The following is a 14,598-nucleotide window of genomic DNA, read 5'->3' as shown; positions in this document are numbered from 1 at the left end:
CTGCCAAGGTGTCTTGTGTCAAATCAACAACAGATGGCTGCTCAAACAGCAACTTTTTGGCAGGGTGCCAAAGATAGTCAAGCCATCGTACTTACTTATTTACCGGTTTCTTTTGCCTTTGGCGTTTCTGCATCTCAATTTGGTTTTAGCCCATGGGAAGCATTTTTTCTTTCATGTTCAATGTATGCAGGTGCTAGCCAATTTTTAGTGGTGGCTCTTTTAGCAAGCGGCTCCTCTATTTGGCTAACTGCCCTAACGGTTATTGCACTTGATATTCGCCATGTACTTTATGGTCCAGCACTATATAACCTAATTCCAAATAAACTGAACTTAAAAAAGACGGCTGTTTGGGCTTGGGGCCTTACAGATGAGGTTTTTGCGAGTGGAATGATTCAGCTTTCACAGCGCAAGCAGCAATGGTCTGAATCTTGGATGTTAGGCTTAAGTCTGTTCAGCTGGATGTCTTGGGCAAGTGGTTCATTGTTAGGTGGGCTATTTGCAGATCAAGTCGCTCATCTTCCAAAGTTTTTACAAGCAGCTTTAGATTTCTTATTACCTGCTTTATTTTTAAGTTTTTTACTCGCGGCTTTTGAACGTAAACATACTTTAGTCGTCGGTGTATCCTTAATCGTTTCAGCCTTGGCCTGTTATTGGATTAACTTATCTGCTGCTATTTTTATTGGTATTTTTTCAGGCATTTTAGCGGGTCTATTTAAACATTATGTGCTGAAACAGTTTGATGAGGTTGAAGCCTAATATGAACTTAGAAATTATTTTGGTCGGCATTATTGTTGGTATTGCTAATTTTGCTTCCCGCTTCGGACCATTTTTTGTTATACAGAAACTACAAGGTACTCATCAAAAACGTGGGGCTGTCTGGATAAAAATTGCTTTAGGAAGTATTGGTATATCTGCAATTAGTGCAATGCTTGTGGTTGCCACCCTGCCCCCACTTCTTAAAAATCCAGATAAAAGTTTAGCAATGCTCATCGGCTTTCTGGTTTTAGCAGGTCTTTATTTTAAATTTAAGAAAATTGTTCCTGCGACGTTAACTGCTGCACTCGTTTATGGCTTGATCTACACTTATTTACCTTTATAAATAGATAAACTTATCAACATTATATAATATATAAATGCTAGAAGTGATTAAAAATAATGACTTCTAGCATGAAAAACTCATTTTTGAAATTTATTAAAAGATAACACCATCTAGCGATTAGAGATAAAAATGTCACAAGTTAAAATTTATGCAAATGAACAAACGATCATGCAATATCGAGAAATGCTTTCTCATGCGATTCATCAAGCGCTCATTGAAGAGTTGAAATACCCAATCGAGAAAAGATTTCAAAGGTTTATTAGCCTTAAACCAGAAAACTTTATCTATCCTTCAGATCGAAGCCAGCACTACGTTATTATTGAACTTTCAATGTTTACTGGCCGAAGCACCGAAGCCAAGAAAAGATTAATCCAAACCTTATTTCGTAATATTCAACAGTATTGCCGAATTAATCCTCAAGACATTGAAATCACAATTTTCGAAACCCCTAAAGAAAATTGGGGTATCCGTGGTCAAAACGCAGATGAATTACATTTAAATTATCAAGTTAACGTTTAAAAACGACTTACCTCATTGTCTGACAAAATTCATCTTTTTATGCGTTATAAGGCTTAACTCCACCATAAGTTCTGCTATGCTTAAAAAAATAATTTTGTCAGGATGATTCGCATGAGCGTGACACTCGGTACCCCACTTCAATCTTCTGCATTTAAAGTTTTATTGTTAGGTTCAGGAGAGCTTGGCAAAGAAGTTGTAATTTCCCTACAACGCCTTGGTGTAGAAGTACATGCAGCCGACCGTTATGATCACGCACCAGCTATGCAAGTTGCACATTTTTCTTATGTGTTAAACATGGCTGACCCTACTCAATTAAAACAGCTCATTGAAAAAGTTAAACCGAATTTAATTGTTCCAGAAATTGAAGCGATTGCGACAGAAGTTTTGCTTGAGATTGAAGCTAACCAAACAGCAACTGTCATTCCTTCTGCTAAAGCTGTAAACCTCACCATGAACCGTGAAGGTATTCGCCGACTTGCTGCTGAAGAGCTTGGTTTACCTACTTCTGCTTATCGTTTTGCTGACTCTTTAGAAAGTTTCCGCGCAGCTTGTGATGATATTGGTTATCCGAACTTTGTAAAACCAGTCATGTCATCTTCAGGTAAAGGTCAGTCTCGCGTAAAAAGTTTCGATGAAGTCGACGCGGCTTGGGAATATGCAATGCAAGGTGGTCGTGTTAACCAAGGCACTGTCATTATTGAATCTCAAATTGATTTTGATTTTGAAATTACCTTACTTACTGTTCGTGCTAAAAACCCTGAAACCGGTGAAATTGAAACTCACTACTGTGACCCAATTGGTCACCGCCAAGATGCAGGCGACTATGTAGAAAGCTGGCAACCTCAACCAATGACACCTGCTGCACTTGAAGAAGCAAAACGTATTGCAAATAAAGTGACAACAGCACTTGGTGGCTGTGGTATTTTTGGTGTAGAACTGTTTATCAAGGGTGATAAAGTTTGGTTCAGTGAAGTTTCTCCTCGTCCACACGACACAGGACTTGTAACTTTAGCGTCTCAGTATCAAAGTGAATTTGAATTACATGCACGCGCCATTTTAGGTTTACCTGTAAATACAGCACGTCACAGTGTGGCCGCAAGTGCCGTAATTTATGCTGGAGTCGATGCTAATAATTTAAGTTATAGCAATCTGAATGTAGCCTTAGCTCACCCAGATACTGACTTACGTTTATTTGGCAAACCTGAAGGTTTCAAGCGTCGCCGTATGGGTGTCGCAACGGCTCGTGCTGAAAATACTGATATTGCCCGTACTTTAGCGAAAGAAACCGCTGATCAAGTAAGCGTTCAAACAAACTCTTAATTTTTACTTATTGGTAGACCCATTTTCATGATCAATACATCGCCATTGTTGAACTATGTCTCAAGTCATCATGATATTAAAGCCATTAATCAGTGGCGAACGGATGTAGAAAAACAGTTGCAAGATTCATATGAAAATGGGCAATCTATTCGTGAAATTATTAAAGCTCGTTCAGATTTAGTTGATGAAGCACTGATCTTTTTATGGAAACATGCTGAACTTGATCAGACTGAATTGGGTCTTTTTGCTGTAGGTGGTTATGGGCGCCGTGAAATGCTGCCCTATTCCGACGTCGATATCATGATCCTATCGGAACATGAAATTAACGAAGAAAATGAAAAACGCATCTCTACTTTTATTTCTTCATTATGGGACGTTGGAAACTTTAAACCCGGCATTAGCGTTCGTACCATTCAAAGCTGTGTTGAACAAGCCGCTACCGATTTAACGGTTGCAACCACTTTAATTGAAGCGCGTTTAATAACAGGTAATACTCAACTTGCAAGATGGCCTCGCCGCATTGTTTCACAAACATGGACAGATAAAACCTTTTATGACGCAAAAATGGCAGAACAAGCCAAGCGTTACCACCAACACAACAATACTGAAAGTAATTTAGAACCTGACATTAAAAATGCACCAGGTGGTATTCGTGATATTAACCAGATTGGTTGGATTGCTAAACGCCACTTCCGTGTAAACCGTATTTATGACTTAGTACATTTAGGCTTTATTTCAGAATTTGAATTGGGTGTTTTAGAAGAAGCAGAAAGTTTTCTTTGGGAAATCCGTCACCACTTACACCGTTTAGCCAAACGTGATGAAAACCGTTTGCTTTTCGATCACCAAAGGGAAATTGCCGCTAAATTTGGATATGTGCGCCAAGAAGGCCAACCTGTAAATTATGGCGTTGAGCAATTCATGAAACGCTACTATCGTACGGCACAACAGGTTTCAACACTGAATGAAATGTTGCTGGCGTATTTTAGTGAGTCTGTCATTACTCCTCGACTCCCCAACTATGAACGCAAAATTGAAGTTGTTAACGATCACTTTAAGATTGTCGATAATAAACTTGCCGTACAGCATCATAAAATATTTGCAGAACATCCAAGTGCGATTTTAGAGTTGTTCTATATTTTAGCGAATCGACCAGATATCGAAGGTATTCGTGCTCGAACTTTGCGCTTACTTATTCTTGCAGCAAAAAGAATTAACCAAAGTTACCGTAATAACCCAGAAAACCAAGCACTGTTTATGTCGATTATTCGCTCACCGTATCGTCTATACGATACCTTAGTTGCGATGAAACGTTATGGTGTTTTAGGAAACTATATTCCTGCTTTTGGGCAAATTATGGGTCTTATGCAATATGACCTATTCCATATCTATACGGTCGATGCTCACACCTTATTACTACTACGTAATTTAAATCGTTTTAGAGAACCTGAATTTGCCAAAGAGTTCCCTGTGGTAAGCTCAGTTTTCCAACGTCTTGCCCGTCAAGATATTGTCTTTATTGCTGCATTATTCCATGACATTGCAAAAGGCCGTGGTGGTGACCACAGCGAACTTGGTGCAGAAGACGCGATTGAGTTTGGACGTGCACATGGCTTTACAGAGCGTGAATGCAAATTAATCGCATGGCTCATTCAAAATCATTTACTCATGTCTTTGACAGCTCAGAAAAAAGATATTTCCGATCCGGATGTTGTTAAAGATTTCGCTGAAAAACTTGGTGATATGGAGCATCTTGATTATCTCTATACTTTGACGGTTGCCGATATTAATGCGACAAATCCAAAACTCTGGAATACATGGCGCGCATCACTTATGCGTCAGCTTTATACCCATGCCCGTGATGTAATCCGTACTGGTTTAGGTCGTCCTGTTGACTATCAAATGCTGATTGAAGACACTAAGTTTGCAGCAAGTGAATTACTGGTAAATAACTTTGCATTAGCTGATGTCGAAAAAGTATGGCAAGAACTTGGTGATGAATACTTCATTAAAGAGTCAGCAGACGAAATTGCATGGCACACACAAGCAATTTTAAAACATGGTGATAATCCGGAGCCATTAGTCCTCTTGCGTGCCCACCGTAAAGCAGCTCAGGATGCTGTGCAAATCTTTATTTATACACGCGATCAACCTAATCTCTTTGCCACAACCGTTGCTGTTTTAGACCGAATGAACCTAGACGTTCAGGACGCAAAAATTATCACGGCAAGTACAGCATTTAGCTTAGACACTTATGTTGTACTCGATCGTTTCGGTACATTACTTACCGACCCAGAACGCGAAGAAACTGTTAAAAATGCATTAGTGAAGGCACTTAGCCAACCAGACCAATACCCTGGGCTAATGCAACGCCGTATTCCACGTCAATTACGTCACTTCGATATTGAAAATACAGTCGACGTTACATTGAATGAAGCTCTACAGCAAAACATGGTCGAAATTTCAACACTTGACCATCCTGGCCTACTTGCACGTGTAGGTGGTTTATTTATGATGCAAGGTTTAGACATCCATTCAGCCCGAATCGCAACTTTAGGTGAACGTGCCGAAGATATTTTCTTTGTCACCAAAAAAGATGGAAAACCGCTGAATAACGAAGAGGTCAAACTCTTCTCGGAAAAACTGAAAGCTGCATTAGATGAAGCATCTAATCAAATTTGTCAGCACTGAAACTCAACTACTTGGTAACTGTTTAATGAACTCTAGCTTGTCGTTATTACATCCGTATCCATTTGAAAAGTTAAACCAACTTTTTAAGGATACTACTCCTGCTAACCTTCCCTTGATTCCACTATCAATTGGTGAACCTAAGCATCCAGCACCAGAGTTTGTTAAACAGGCTATTATTGATAACTTTAATCATCTATCCACTTATCCAAACAGCAAAGGCTTACCTGAGCTTCGCCAAAGTATTGCAGAGTGGTTAACTAAGCGCTTTAAACTTAATAGTATTAGTGCTGAAAACCATATTTTGCCTGTATCTGGTACACGTGAAGGTATTTTCTCTTTTGTTCAAGCTTTGATTAACCGTGAAGATGCACCCTATGTGGTGATGCCAAATCCGTTTTATCAAATTTATGAAGGTGCTGCTTTACTCGCAGGTGCTAAGCCATACTTTATTAATTGCACAGAAGAAAATGGTTATTTAGGTGACTTTGACGCAGTACCAGCAGAGGTTTGGGAAAAGACAGCGCTTCTTTTTGTATGTACACCGGGCAACCCAACAGGTACTGTACTTTCTAAAGAGCAATTTAAAAAGCTGATTGCCCTATCTGATCAATATAATTTTGTTATTGCTTCTGATGAATGCTATTCAGAACTTTGGTTTGACCAAGCCCCTACAGGTTTATTAGAAGTTTGTGCTGAACTTGGCCGTGATGACTACAAAAACTGTATCGTCTTCCATTCACTTTCAAAACGCTCAAATTTACCGGGCATGCGTTCAGGTTTTGTAGCTGGTGATGCTGATTTGTTAAAACCATATTTGCAATACCGAACCTATCACGGTGCAGCAATGCCCGTACAACATCAGCTTGCTTCAATTGCTGCATGGAATGATGAAAATCATGTTGAAGAAAACCGTAAGCAATATCGTGCAAAATTTGACTTATTCCAATCTGAACTAGGCCATTTGCTTCCATTACAAAAACCTGATGCTGGTTTTTACTATTGGCTAAAAGTTGATAATGATGAAACTTTTGCCAAGATGCTCATGGAAAAAGCACACATTAAAGTTTTACCGGGTCGTTATTTATCTCGTGACACTGAACAAGGTAACCCAGGAGCCAACCATGTACGTATGGCTTTAGTGGCAGACTTGGCACAATGTGAAGAAGTGGTTAAACGTTTAAAAGCGATTCTGTAAGCTTCTTCTTACTTAGTTGTACAGCCTTTACTCAGGTTGTACAACTAGGCTATAAAGCTATTTATATGTAATCAAAAGCACAGCAAAAATAATAAAAGCAATACTAGAACAATAGTATAAACCTGTCGCAGAGCGCTTAATTTTGTCTAAAACCCGCCCCTGAGCAAGTAATCCAATCAGCAGAATATTCCAACCAAGAACAACTCCAACCATCCATACACTCATGAGCAGTTTTTGAATTAAGCTAAACTTATATTGTATAAGCAGCATCAAACTACTATAAAACATAATATTTTTAGGATTTAGAAGACTAGACTGCACACCTAACATTAAACTTTTAATTTTGTTTTTCTTAAGGTTGGCTTGATCACTTAAATTATTGTCTTCAGGTGAAAAAGATAAAACACTAGATCTGGCTGCCTTAAAGCAAAGAACACTCAAATAAACTAAATACGCTGCACCAAGCCATTTCAATAATGTAAGAATGCTACTGCTCAAATCTCCAAGCAGCATAAAACCAAATAAACATGCAGCTAAAATTAAAGCATTTCCGAAAGTAATGCCCAAAACAACACCATAGGTATAACGGCGCCCTTTTTGCAAAAGACTAGTGAGAATTAAAAAGAAATCCGGACCCGGTGATAACAGTGCCAAAAAATGAGTAAATGCAATAACTAAAAAAACTTCCATAACGGCTTCATCTATAAAACAGTCTGGAAAATCTTAGAAATAGAGCTAAACAATTTCTTGTAAATTATTGCGCGGCTGCGAGCTGGAACTGCCGAGGAGTTACCCCTGTATGCGCTTTGAAAGCTTTATGAAAATGGCTTTGATCACTAAAACCTAAGTTGACGGCCAGCTCTGCGAGTGAAATTCCCTGTTTAAGGAGTTCTCGAGCTTGGTTAATTTTTAAATTTATTTGAAAAGCATGGGGTGTTAGACCGACATTTGCTTTAAATAACCGTATGATCGCATAACGGCTCAGACCAATCTGCTGGGCAAGTACCTCTAAAGAAATAAAATCCTCAGAAGAGGTAATTACATTAATTAAATCTAGAAAATCTCTATATAAGTACTGCGGTTTTTGTATTTCTTCTAAAATAAAATGAGGCAATAATAAATCTATAAGACAATCAAAAAGCGCCTGTTCCTTTTCAAGAATTAGCTTTTGCGTATCAAAAAGTGTCTTATTCATTTCAGTAAAAGCTTTGTATAAAGTTTCATCTTTTATAATGATCGGCTTATGCTGTGGCAGATGCAAATCAAAACCTTGCTGTTGAAACTCTGAATATAACTGGCTTAACCAAGTCAGATCTAAATGCAACATTTGGTAACTCCAAGCCATATTTGGCTTAGGATTACAAGAATGCTCAATATGGGCGGGTACAATAACTAAAGTACCCGCGGAGATCTCTTGCGCAGTGCTAAAAGAACTTTTAAAAATACTATTCCCTTCGTCTACAGCACCAATTGAAAATGTTGGATGGCTATGAGACTTATAACATGTTCGGCTAAAACACGACCTTCGAGTTTCAACATATGGCATTCGCCGATCTTGCCAAAACTCGAAAGGTTGAGGAATAGCGTTCATTGAATCGATTAGCCCGCTAATGCTTTTTCAATATCGGCTTCCAATGCCTCTGGTTTAGTTGTAGGTGCATAACGATTTAAAACTGAACCATCTTTGCCAACCAAAAACTTGGTAAAGTTCCATTTAATACTACTACTTCCCAAAATTCCTTTTGCTTCACGTGTTAAATATCTAAAAATCACATGAGCTTCAGGCCCTTTCACATCGACTTTGGCAAACATAGGGAATTTCACCCCATAATTTCGCTGGCAGAAAGCCCCGATTTCTTTATTATTTCCTGGATCTTGCCCACCAAACTGGTTGCAGGGAAAACCTAAAACTTCCAAACCTTGATCTTTATATTTTTCATAAAGTTTTTCGAGGCCCGCAAACTGTGGAGTAAAACCACATTTACTGGCAGTATTTACAATTAATAAAACTTTACCTTTGTAATCAGCAAATTGCTTAATATCACCTTCTAACAATTCAGCTTCAAACTGATAAATGTTACTCATGGATAAGTTTCCTCGTCATTTTTTTCTTGTGTTTTAAGTTGTAATGATGCCGAGTTCACACAGTAGCGTAAACCTGTCGGCTGTGGTCCATCTTCAAAAACATGCCCAAGATGGGCTTCGCAATCATGACAAACAATTTCAGTTCTGACCATACCATGTGTTAAATCTTCATGTTCATCAATAACAGTTCCATTTACTGGGCGAAAGAAGCTTGGCCAACCGCAACCGCTATCGTATTTTGCATCTGACGAGAACAATTCCGCGCCACAACAACGACAAACATAAGTACCGTGCTGCTTAGTATTCCAGTATTGCCCCGTAAAAGCTGGTTCAGTGCCCTTTTGTCGTGTTATCCGATATTCTTCTGGTGATAACTCTCTTTGCCATTCCCGGTCTGTTTTATTAACTTTTCCCATGACATGCACCTTTTATTCTGATGTAAACATAAATTGATAATCGTATTTTATATTTACGCCATTCATCAAAAAAACACTAGTCTCTGAACGTAAAATTTGTTGGAATTTAATCATCTAAGCAATAGAAAGCAAAAAGTAAGCAAATTACAAAAACAAAAGTAAGCATATTTATGCTTTATTTTCTTTCAAGGAAGCAAAGATGGTGCTATTCTTGTTTGGCACGGTTGTATAGGACAAAACATGTCTCAGAAAAAAAGTGTGCTTTTCCAGCAACTATTACCAGTTATCAAAGAGTATCAGCAATCGGGTTTTACCCATGAAAAAATTGTTGAATTACTAAAAGATCAACATGATCTAAATTTGGTAACGGTTAAAACATTTAAAAGTTATTTATACCGATATGCAAAAGTGAACCCAGCTATGTCTAAAAATACTGCTACTCTCCAATCCATGCCAACTTCTCGGGAAATTAAGAAATCATCGAAGCTTGAGCATGTTTGCTATGACATTCGCGGACCTGTATTACGAGCCGCCAATGAAATGGAAGAGCAAGGACATAAAATCATTAAGCTAAATATCGGCAACCCTGCTCCATTTGGTTTTGAAGCACCACAAGAAATTATTAATGACGTTGCTTTAAACCTACCAAATGCAATTGGCTATGTTGACTCAAAAGGTATCTTCCCTGCACGTAAAGCGATCTGCCAGTACTACCAACAAAAAGGTATCTTAAATATGCACGTTAATGACGTGTATATCGGTAACGGCGTGTCTGAACTTATTGTAATGGCTATGCAAGGTCTACTTGATGATGGCGATGAAATGCTAATTCCAATGCCGGACTATCCGCTTTGGACAGCAGCCGTTAATCTTTCGGGTGGTACTGCTATTCACTATAAATGTGATGAAGAAAATAGTTGGTATCCAGATATTGCCGATATTGAAAGTAAAATTACTTCAAATACCCGTGGTATTGTGATTATTAACCCGAACAACCCAACTGGCTCGGTATATCCACGCCACGTGCTTGAACAAATTGTGGCTCTTGCCAAGAAATACGATTTGATTTTATTTGCTGACGAAATTTACGACAAAATTGTTTATGACGGAATTGAGCACGTTTCGGTTGCCTCTTTAGCTGGCGATCAGTTATGTATTTCGTTCAATGGTTTATCAAAAGCTTATCGTATTGCTGGTTTCCGCTCAGGTTGGATGGCAATCACAGGCGATAGAAGTCGTGCGGCAGACTATATTGAAGGCTTAGATATGTTAGCTTCTATGCGTTTATGCGCAAACGTACAAGCTCAATATGCAATTCAAACTGCGCTTGGCGGCTATCAATCCATTAATGACTTAATCCGCCCGGGTGGTCGTCTATATGAACAGCGCAATATCGCATGGGAAATGTTAAATGAAATTCCTGGGGTAAGCTGTGTAAAACCAGAAGGTGCAATGTATTGTTTCCCACGACTTGATCCTAACATTTACCCAATCGAAGACGACGAAAAGCTAATGTTAGATTTACTTCGTGCCGAAAAAGTACTTTTGGTACAAGGAACGGGATTTAACTGGCCAACACCAGATCATTTCCGGGTTGTTTTCTTACCTGCAGAAAATGAATTACGCGAAGCAATTGGTCGCTTAGGTCGTTTCTTAGCAAATCGCCGTTAAAAAATGCATAATTAAAAAAGGCATCTCAATTAGATGCCTTTTTTATTTTTATACCATTTATGCAGGTAGTTAAAAACTTAACCACTTCATTTTAAGCATACTTGAAAAACAACTTAGTATGTTGATTCAAATATGTTTTTTATAAAACAAATTCATTCTAGTCTTTTCTTAAAAAGAAAATAATATTTTTTACCATTCGATTAAATTCTTATATTTTTCCTGTATTTCTCTTCTCGCTATTATGCAAAAAATGCATGAGTTGATATTTTTTTGCATTTCACACTGCTTCAAAATCGAGCAACAATCCCTTTCCATAACAACATCACCATATTCGATTCGGTTAACACTGATGCAGATTTAGGAAGATGAAATCAGTTAACGGACCGAACTGAACTTACAAGGAAAGCTTTTCAATCATCTCTAGCCCATCTAAAAGATGATTGAACCCAAAGGATAGAGGTTCATATGAAGCAAAAGAAATTGCTCAAGTATATTGTGGTTGCTATTTTATTAGGAGTATTGACAGGTTGGATCTGTCACCACTTCTTTAATGAAGGTGAGCAACTGAAGCAAATCGCTTCTTATTTCAATATCGTCACAGATATCTTTTTACGTCTCATCAAAATGATTATTGCACCACTGGTATTTGCCACAATTGTGTCTGGCATTGTATCTATGGGTAAATCAACTTCTATTGGTAGTATCACGCTTAAGTCAATGACTTGGTTTATTACTGCGTCATTTGTATCGCTTGCAATCGGTATGGGTTTAGTCAATTTTTTTCAACCTGGCGCGGCATTAAATTTAGTATTACCAACAGCTCAAGAACTCAGTAGCGCCTCTCTCCCAGCGACTACTGGCTTTACACTACAGTCATTTTTAAGCCATGTTTTTCCACGCAGTATTGCAGAAGCCATGGCGAACAATGATATTTTACAAGTGCTTGTTTTTGCTATTTTCTTTGGTTCAGCACTCGCATATGTCAATCAGGGTAAAGAAAAAGACTCCGTTATTATTCGTCTAACAGATGAACTCAGTAAAATTATGTTCCGTATTACTGATTACGTCATGAAATTTGCACCTATAGCAGTTTTTGCAGCGATTGCTTCTGCAATTACAGTACAAGGTTTAGGATTAATTGTTGACTACGGAATTTTAATTGCAGAATTCTACTTTGGGCTTTTATTACTCTGGGTTGTTTTATTCTCGGTGGGTGCAATCGTACTGAAAAAAGATATCTTCCGTTTAGGCAAGTTAATTCGTGAGCCTGTAACCCTTGCTTTTGCTACAGCTTCTAGTGAATCAGCTTATCCTAAAGTTATGGACGCCCTAAATAAGTTCGGTGTGCCTAAAAAAGTGACGAGCTTCGTTTTACCTTTAGGTTATTCATTTAATCTTGATGGTTCAATGATGTATACCACCTTTGCGGTACTCTTTATTGCTCAGGCTTACCACATTGATTTGAGCTTTACCCAGCAAATCTTAATTTTGTTAACTCTTATGGTAACAAGTAAAGGTATTGCAGGTGTTTCGAGAGCTTCTATTGTTGTAATTTCAGCGACACTCACGATGTTCCATTTGCCTGAAGCTGGCATTTTGTTATTGCTTGGAATTGACCAATTCTTAGATATGGGCCGCACCGCTACAAATGTGGTTGGTAATAGTATTGCTACCGCAGTTGTGGCAAAACTTGAAGGTGACAAAGTTGCTGATATTGAAGAGTCGCCAGAACCTGTATTAATTAAAACAACACAAGAACAAACGATCGCTTAAGTTTCTCTTTTCTCCCACTCTCCCAACTAAAGAGCAATTTTATATGACCAATAAAATTGCTCTTTTTTTATTCTAAAATTAAACAATAAAAATTTACCGACATTTTTATATTAAATAATGAACTCAATAATAGGTTTTAGTTCCTATTAAATTTCTTAATTTTAAACCTTAAAAAAAGAATAAAAACCAAACAATCAAAATTTATATTTTTAAAAATATAGATCAAATGCTTACTTTTTAATTCAATTTATTGTTTATTATTTATATTAAATAACTGAAATTATTATTGAGTTTAACTATATGAATTTTAATATTATTTATAATTTTAACTATAACATTAAAAATCAACAATATAAAATTATCATCTGGTAAATAAAACTTTAAAACCACCTATTATTTTTTATTTTTATAATAATAAAAAAGTCATTTGTAATCTTTATATAAAAAAGTGAAAAAAGAGAGATAAATTAGAAAAACTTAATAGATTTTTTATTTTTTTCATGATATTTATTAGCGCTGAATAAGAGCAATGACTAAATGATTGTTGTTGAAACAAAATGATATTCAGGGATGCTTCTTATTCAAATAAGTTGTGAATATGTTTTACATGGTATGTATTTTGCTTAGGAAAAGCAGGCGTATTCAGCAAACTTCTACTTCGTCACTTCATAAGGATATTTTCGATGTTGACTAAAACTGTTAAATCTTTCGGTTTAGCTATGGGCTTATTGGCCTGCTCTCTCCCTCTTTACGCAAAAAACAACGTTGTTGTCGTTGCTACTGGCGGTACAATCGCTGGTGCTGGTGCAAGCTCAGCAAATAGTGCAACTTACACAGCAGCAAAAGTTCCAGTTGATGCTTTAATCAATGCAGTGCCACAAATCAAAGATTTGGCAAATGTGAGTGGTATTCAAGCATTACAGGTTGCTTCTGAAAGTATTACTGACAAGGAATTATTACAAATTGCTCGTCAAGTAAACGACCTTGTTAAAAAGCCATCTGTTAATGGTGTGGTAATTACTCACGGTACAGATACTTTAGAAGAAACAGCGTTTTTCTTAAATCTTGTTGTTCACACTGACAAGCCGATTGTTGTTGTTGGTTCTATGCGTCCTTCAACTGCACTTTCAGCAGATGGACCACTTAACCTTTATAGCGCAGTTGCTTTAGCAGCTTCTGATGAAGCAAAAAATAAAGGCGTAATGGTTCTCATGAACGACTCTATTTTTGCTGCACGTGATGTAACTAAAGGCATTAACATTCATACAAATGCTTTTGTTAGCCAATGGGGTGCTTTAGGTACATTAGTTGAAGGTAAACCATACTGGTTCAGACAGTCTGTTAAACGTTTTACAAATGCTTCAGAATTTAATATTGAAAATATTAAAGGTGATGCACTTCCACTTGTACAAATCGTTTACGGTTCAGACTCTATGCTTCCTGACGCTTATGAAGCATATGCAAAAGCTGGCGCTAAAGCGATTATCCATGCAGGTACAGGTAACGGTTCTGTTGCGAACTATATTGTTCCAACTTTACAAAAACTTCATGATAAAGACGGTATTCAAATTATCCGTTCATCACGTGTACCACAAGGTTTCGTATTACGTAATGCTGAACAACCTGACGATAAATATGGTTGGGTAGCTGCTCATGACTTAAACCCACAAAAAGCACGTCTTCTTGCAGCTTTAGCTCTTACTAAGACGAATGATGCTAAAGAAATTCAACGCATGTTCTGGCAGTACTAAATTTTTCAACCAGCCCGAATCAGTTTGGGCTGGTTCTTTTCTCCTGCTTCAAAAGACGCAACATCTTTGATCAATCCT

Annotated in this window: 13 protein-coding genes; 9 read left to right on the top strand and 4 right to left on the bottom strand. The window is 37.6% G+C overall.

The features are described from left to right. Nucleotides 1-33 precede the first annotated feature (33 nt). From ABLC00_RS07890 to dapC, 6 genes are all read left to right on the top strand, one after another. Nucleotides 34-756: an AzlC family ABC transporter permease gene (locus tag ABLC00_RS07890; protein ID WP_023188365.1), complete on the top strand. Its 723-nt coding sequence runs from the start codon at nt 34-36 to the stop codon at nt 754-756. Between the two features lies 1 nt (nt 757). Then, nucleotides 758-1,099 carry an L-valine transporter subunit YgaH gene (gene ygaH / locus ABLC00_RS07885; protein WP_004709233.1) on the top strand — a complete coding sequence of 114 codons (342 nt, stop codon included), beginning with the start codon at nt 758-760 and terminating at the stop codon, nt 1,097-1,099. A 129-nt stretch (nt 1,100-1,228) separates the two neighbouring features. Beyond that, nucleotides 1,229-1,618 (top strand): tautomerase family protein, encoded by a 390-nt coding sequence (locus ABLC00_RS07880; RefSeq protein ID WP_004709235.1) that lies wholly within the window; start codon nt 1,229-1,231, stop codon nt 1,616-1,618. A gap of 102 nt (nt 1,619-1,720) precedes the next feature. Continuing rightward, entirely contained in the window at nt 1,721-2,938 is a 1,218-nt protein-coding gene (gene purT / locus ABLC00_RS07875; protein WP_079377083.1) for a formate-dependent phosphoribosylglycinamide formyltransferase, read from the top strand. A gap of 27 nt (nt 2,939-2,965) precedes the next feature. Then, nucleotides 2,966-5,629, top strand: a complete 2,664-nt coding sequence (gene glnD / locus ABLC00_RS07870; RefSeq protein ID WP_004709237.1) for a [protein-PII] uridylyltransferase — start codon at nt 2,966-2,968, stop codon at nt 5,627-5,629. 25 nt (nt 5,630-5,654) lie between these two features. Further along, on the top strand, nt 5,655-6,824 hold the full coding sequence (gene dapC / locus ABLC00_RS07865) for a succinyldiaminopimelate transaminase (RefSeq protein ID WP_006580992.1): 1,170 nt from the start codon (nt 5,655-5,657) through the stop codon (nt 6,822-6,824). A 57-nt stretch (nt 6,825-6,881) separates the two neighbouring features. On the opposite strand, the gene ABLC00_RS07860 is transcribed toward dapC, so the two are convergent. From ABLC00_RS07860 to msrB, 4 genes are all read right to left on the bottom strand, one after another. Continuing rightward, on the bottom strand, nt 6,882-7,514 hold the full coding sequence (locus ABLC00_RS07860; protein ID WP_004887582.1) for a LysE family translocator: 633 nt from the start codon (nt 7,512-7,514) through the stop codon (nt 6,882-6,884). A 64-nt stretch (nt 7,515-7,578) separates the two neighbouring features. Then, nucleotides 7,579-8,424 carry an AraC family transcriptional regulator gene (locus ABLC00_RS07855; RefSeq protein ID WP_025466842.1) on the bottom strand — a complete coding sequence of 282 codons (846 nt, stop codon included), beginning with the start codon at nt 8,422-8,424 and terminating at the stop codon, nt 7,579-7,581. After that, on the bottom strand, nt 8,424-8,909 hold the full coding sequence (locus ABLC00_RS07850) for a glutathione peroxidase (protein ID WP_002050111.1): 486 nt from the start codon (nt 8,907-8,909) through the stop codon (nt 8,424-8,426). The genes ABLC00_RS07855 and ABLC00_RS07850 overlap by 1 nt, the downstream gene beginning before the upstream one ends. Then, a complete protein-coding gene (msrB, locus tag ABLC00_RS07845) occupies nt 8,906-9,325 on the bottom strand; it encodes a peptide-methionine (R)-S-oxide reductase MsrB (RefSeq protein ID WP_002050224.1) in 420 nt (139 codons plus the stop codon). The genes ABLC00_RS07850 and msrB overlap by 4 nt, the downstream gene beginning before the upstream one ends. A 240-nt stretch (nt 9,326-9,565) precedes the next feature. On the opposite strand from msrB, the gene ABLC00_RS07840 reads away from it, so the two are divergent. The 3 genes from ABLC00_RS07840 (at nt 9,566) to ABLC00_RS07830 (ending at nt 14,520) form a co-directional block, all read left to right on the top strand. Continuing rightward, nucleotides 9,566-10,996: a pyridoxal phosphate-dependent aminotransferase gene (locus ABLC00_RS07840; protein WP_004709244.1), complete on the top strand. Its 1,431-nt coding sequence runs from the start codon at nt 9,566-9,568 to the stop codon at nt 10,994-10,996. Nucleotides 10,997-11,461: 465 nt separating this feature from the next. Then, nucleotides 11,462-12,769, top strand: a complete 1,308-nt coding sequence (locus ABLC00_RS07835) for a dicarboxylate/amino acid:cation symporter (protein WP_002049955.1) — start codon at nt 11,462-11,464, stop codon at nt 12,767-12,769. A gap of 683 nt (nt 12,770-13,452) precedes the next feature. Continuing rightward, entirely contained in the window at nt 13,453-14,520 is a 1,068-nt protein-coding gene (locus tag ABLC00_RS07830; protein WP_002050061.1) for a type II asparaginase, read from the top strand. The last annotated feature ends 78 nt before the right edge of the window (nt 14,521-14,598 follow it).

The organism is Acinetobacter nosocomialis (assembly GCF_041021905.1).
GTDB lineage: Bacteria > Pseudomonadota > Gammaproteobacteria > Pseudomonadales > Moraxellaceae > Acinetobacter > Acinetobacter nosocomialis.
This window is presented reverse-complemented; position numbering and strand designations above follow the sequence as displayed.

Excerpts from the sequence above, each read along its gene's own strand:
- ABLC00_RS07890 (WP_023188365.1), top strand. The coding sequence starts at position 34 with ATGGCTGCTCAAACAGCAACTTTTTGGCAGGGTGCCAAAGATAGTCAA.
- ygaH (WP_004709233.1), top strand. The coding sequence starts at position 758 with ATGAACTTAGAAATTATTTTGGTCGGCATTATTGTTGGTATTGCTAAT.
- ABLC00_RS07880 (WP_004709235.1), top strand. The coding sequence starts at position 1,229 with ATGTCACAAGTTAAAATTTATGCAAATGAACAAACGATCATGCAATAT.
- purT (WP_079377083.1), top strand. The coding sequence starts at position 1,721 with ATGATTCGCATGAGCGTGACACTCGGTACCCCACTTCAATCTTCTGCA.
- glnD (WP_004709237.1), top strand. The coding sequence starts at position 2,966 with ATGATCAATACATCGCCATTGTTGAACTATGTCTCAAGTCATCATGAT.
- dapC (WP_006580992.1), top strand. The coding sequence starts at position 5,655 with ATGAACTCTAGCTTGTCGTTATTACATCCGTATCCATTTGAAAAGTTA.
- ABLC00_RS07860 (WP_004887582.1), bottom strand. The coding sequence starts at position 7,514 with ATGGAAGTTTTTTTAGTTATTGCATTTACTCATTTTTTGGCACTGTTA.
- ABLC00_RS07850 (WP_002050111.1), bottom strand. The coding sequence starts at position 8,909 with ATGAGTAACATTTATCAGTTTGAAGCTGAATTGTTAGAAGGTGATATT.
- msrB (WP_002050224.1), bottom strand. The coding sequence starts at position 9,325 with ATGGGAAAAGTTAATAAAACAGACCGGGAATGGCAAAGAGAGTTATCA.
- ABLC00_RS07840 (WP_004709244.1), top strand. The coding sequence starts at position 9,566 with ATGTCTCAGAAAAAAAGTGTGCTTTTCCAGCAACTATTACCAGTTATC.
- ABLC00_RS07835 (WP_002049955.1), top strand. The coding sequence starts at position 11,462 with ATGAAGCAAAAGAAATTGCTCAAGTATATTGTGGTTGCTATTTTATTA.
- ABLC00_RS07830 (WP_002050061.1), top strand. The coding sequence starts at position 13,453 with ATGTTGACTAAAACTGTTAAATCTTTCGGTTTAGCTATGGGCTTATTG.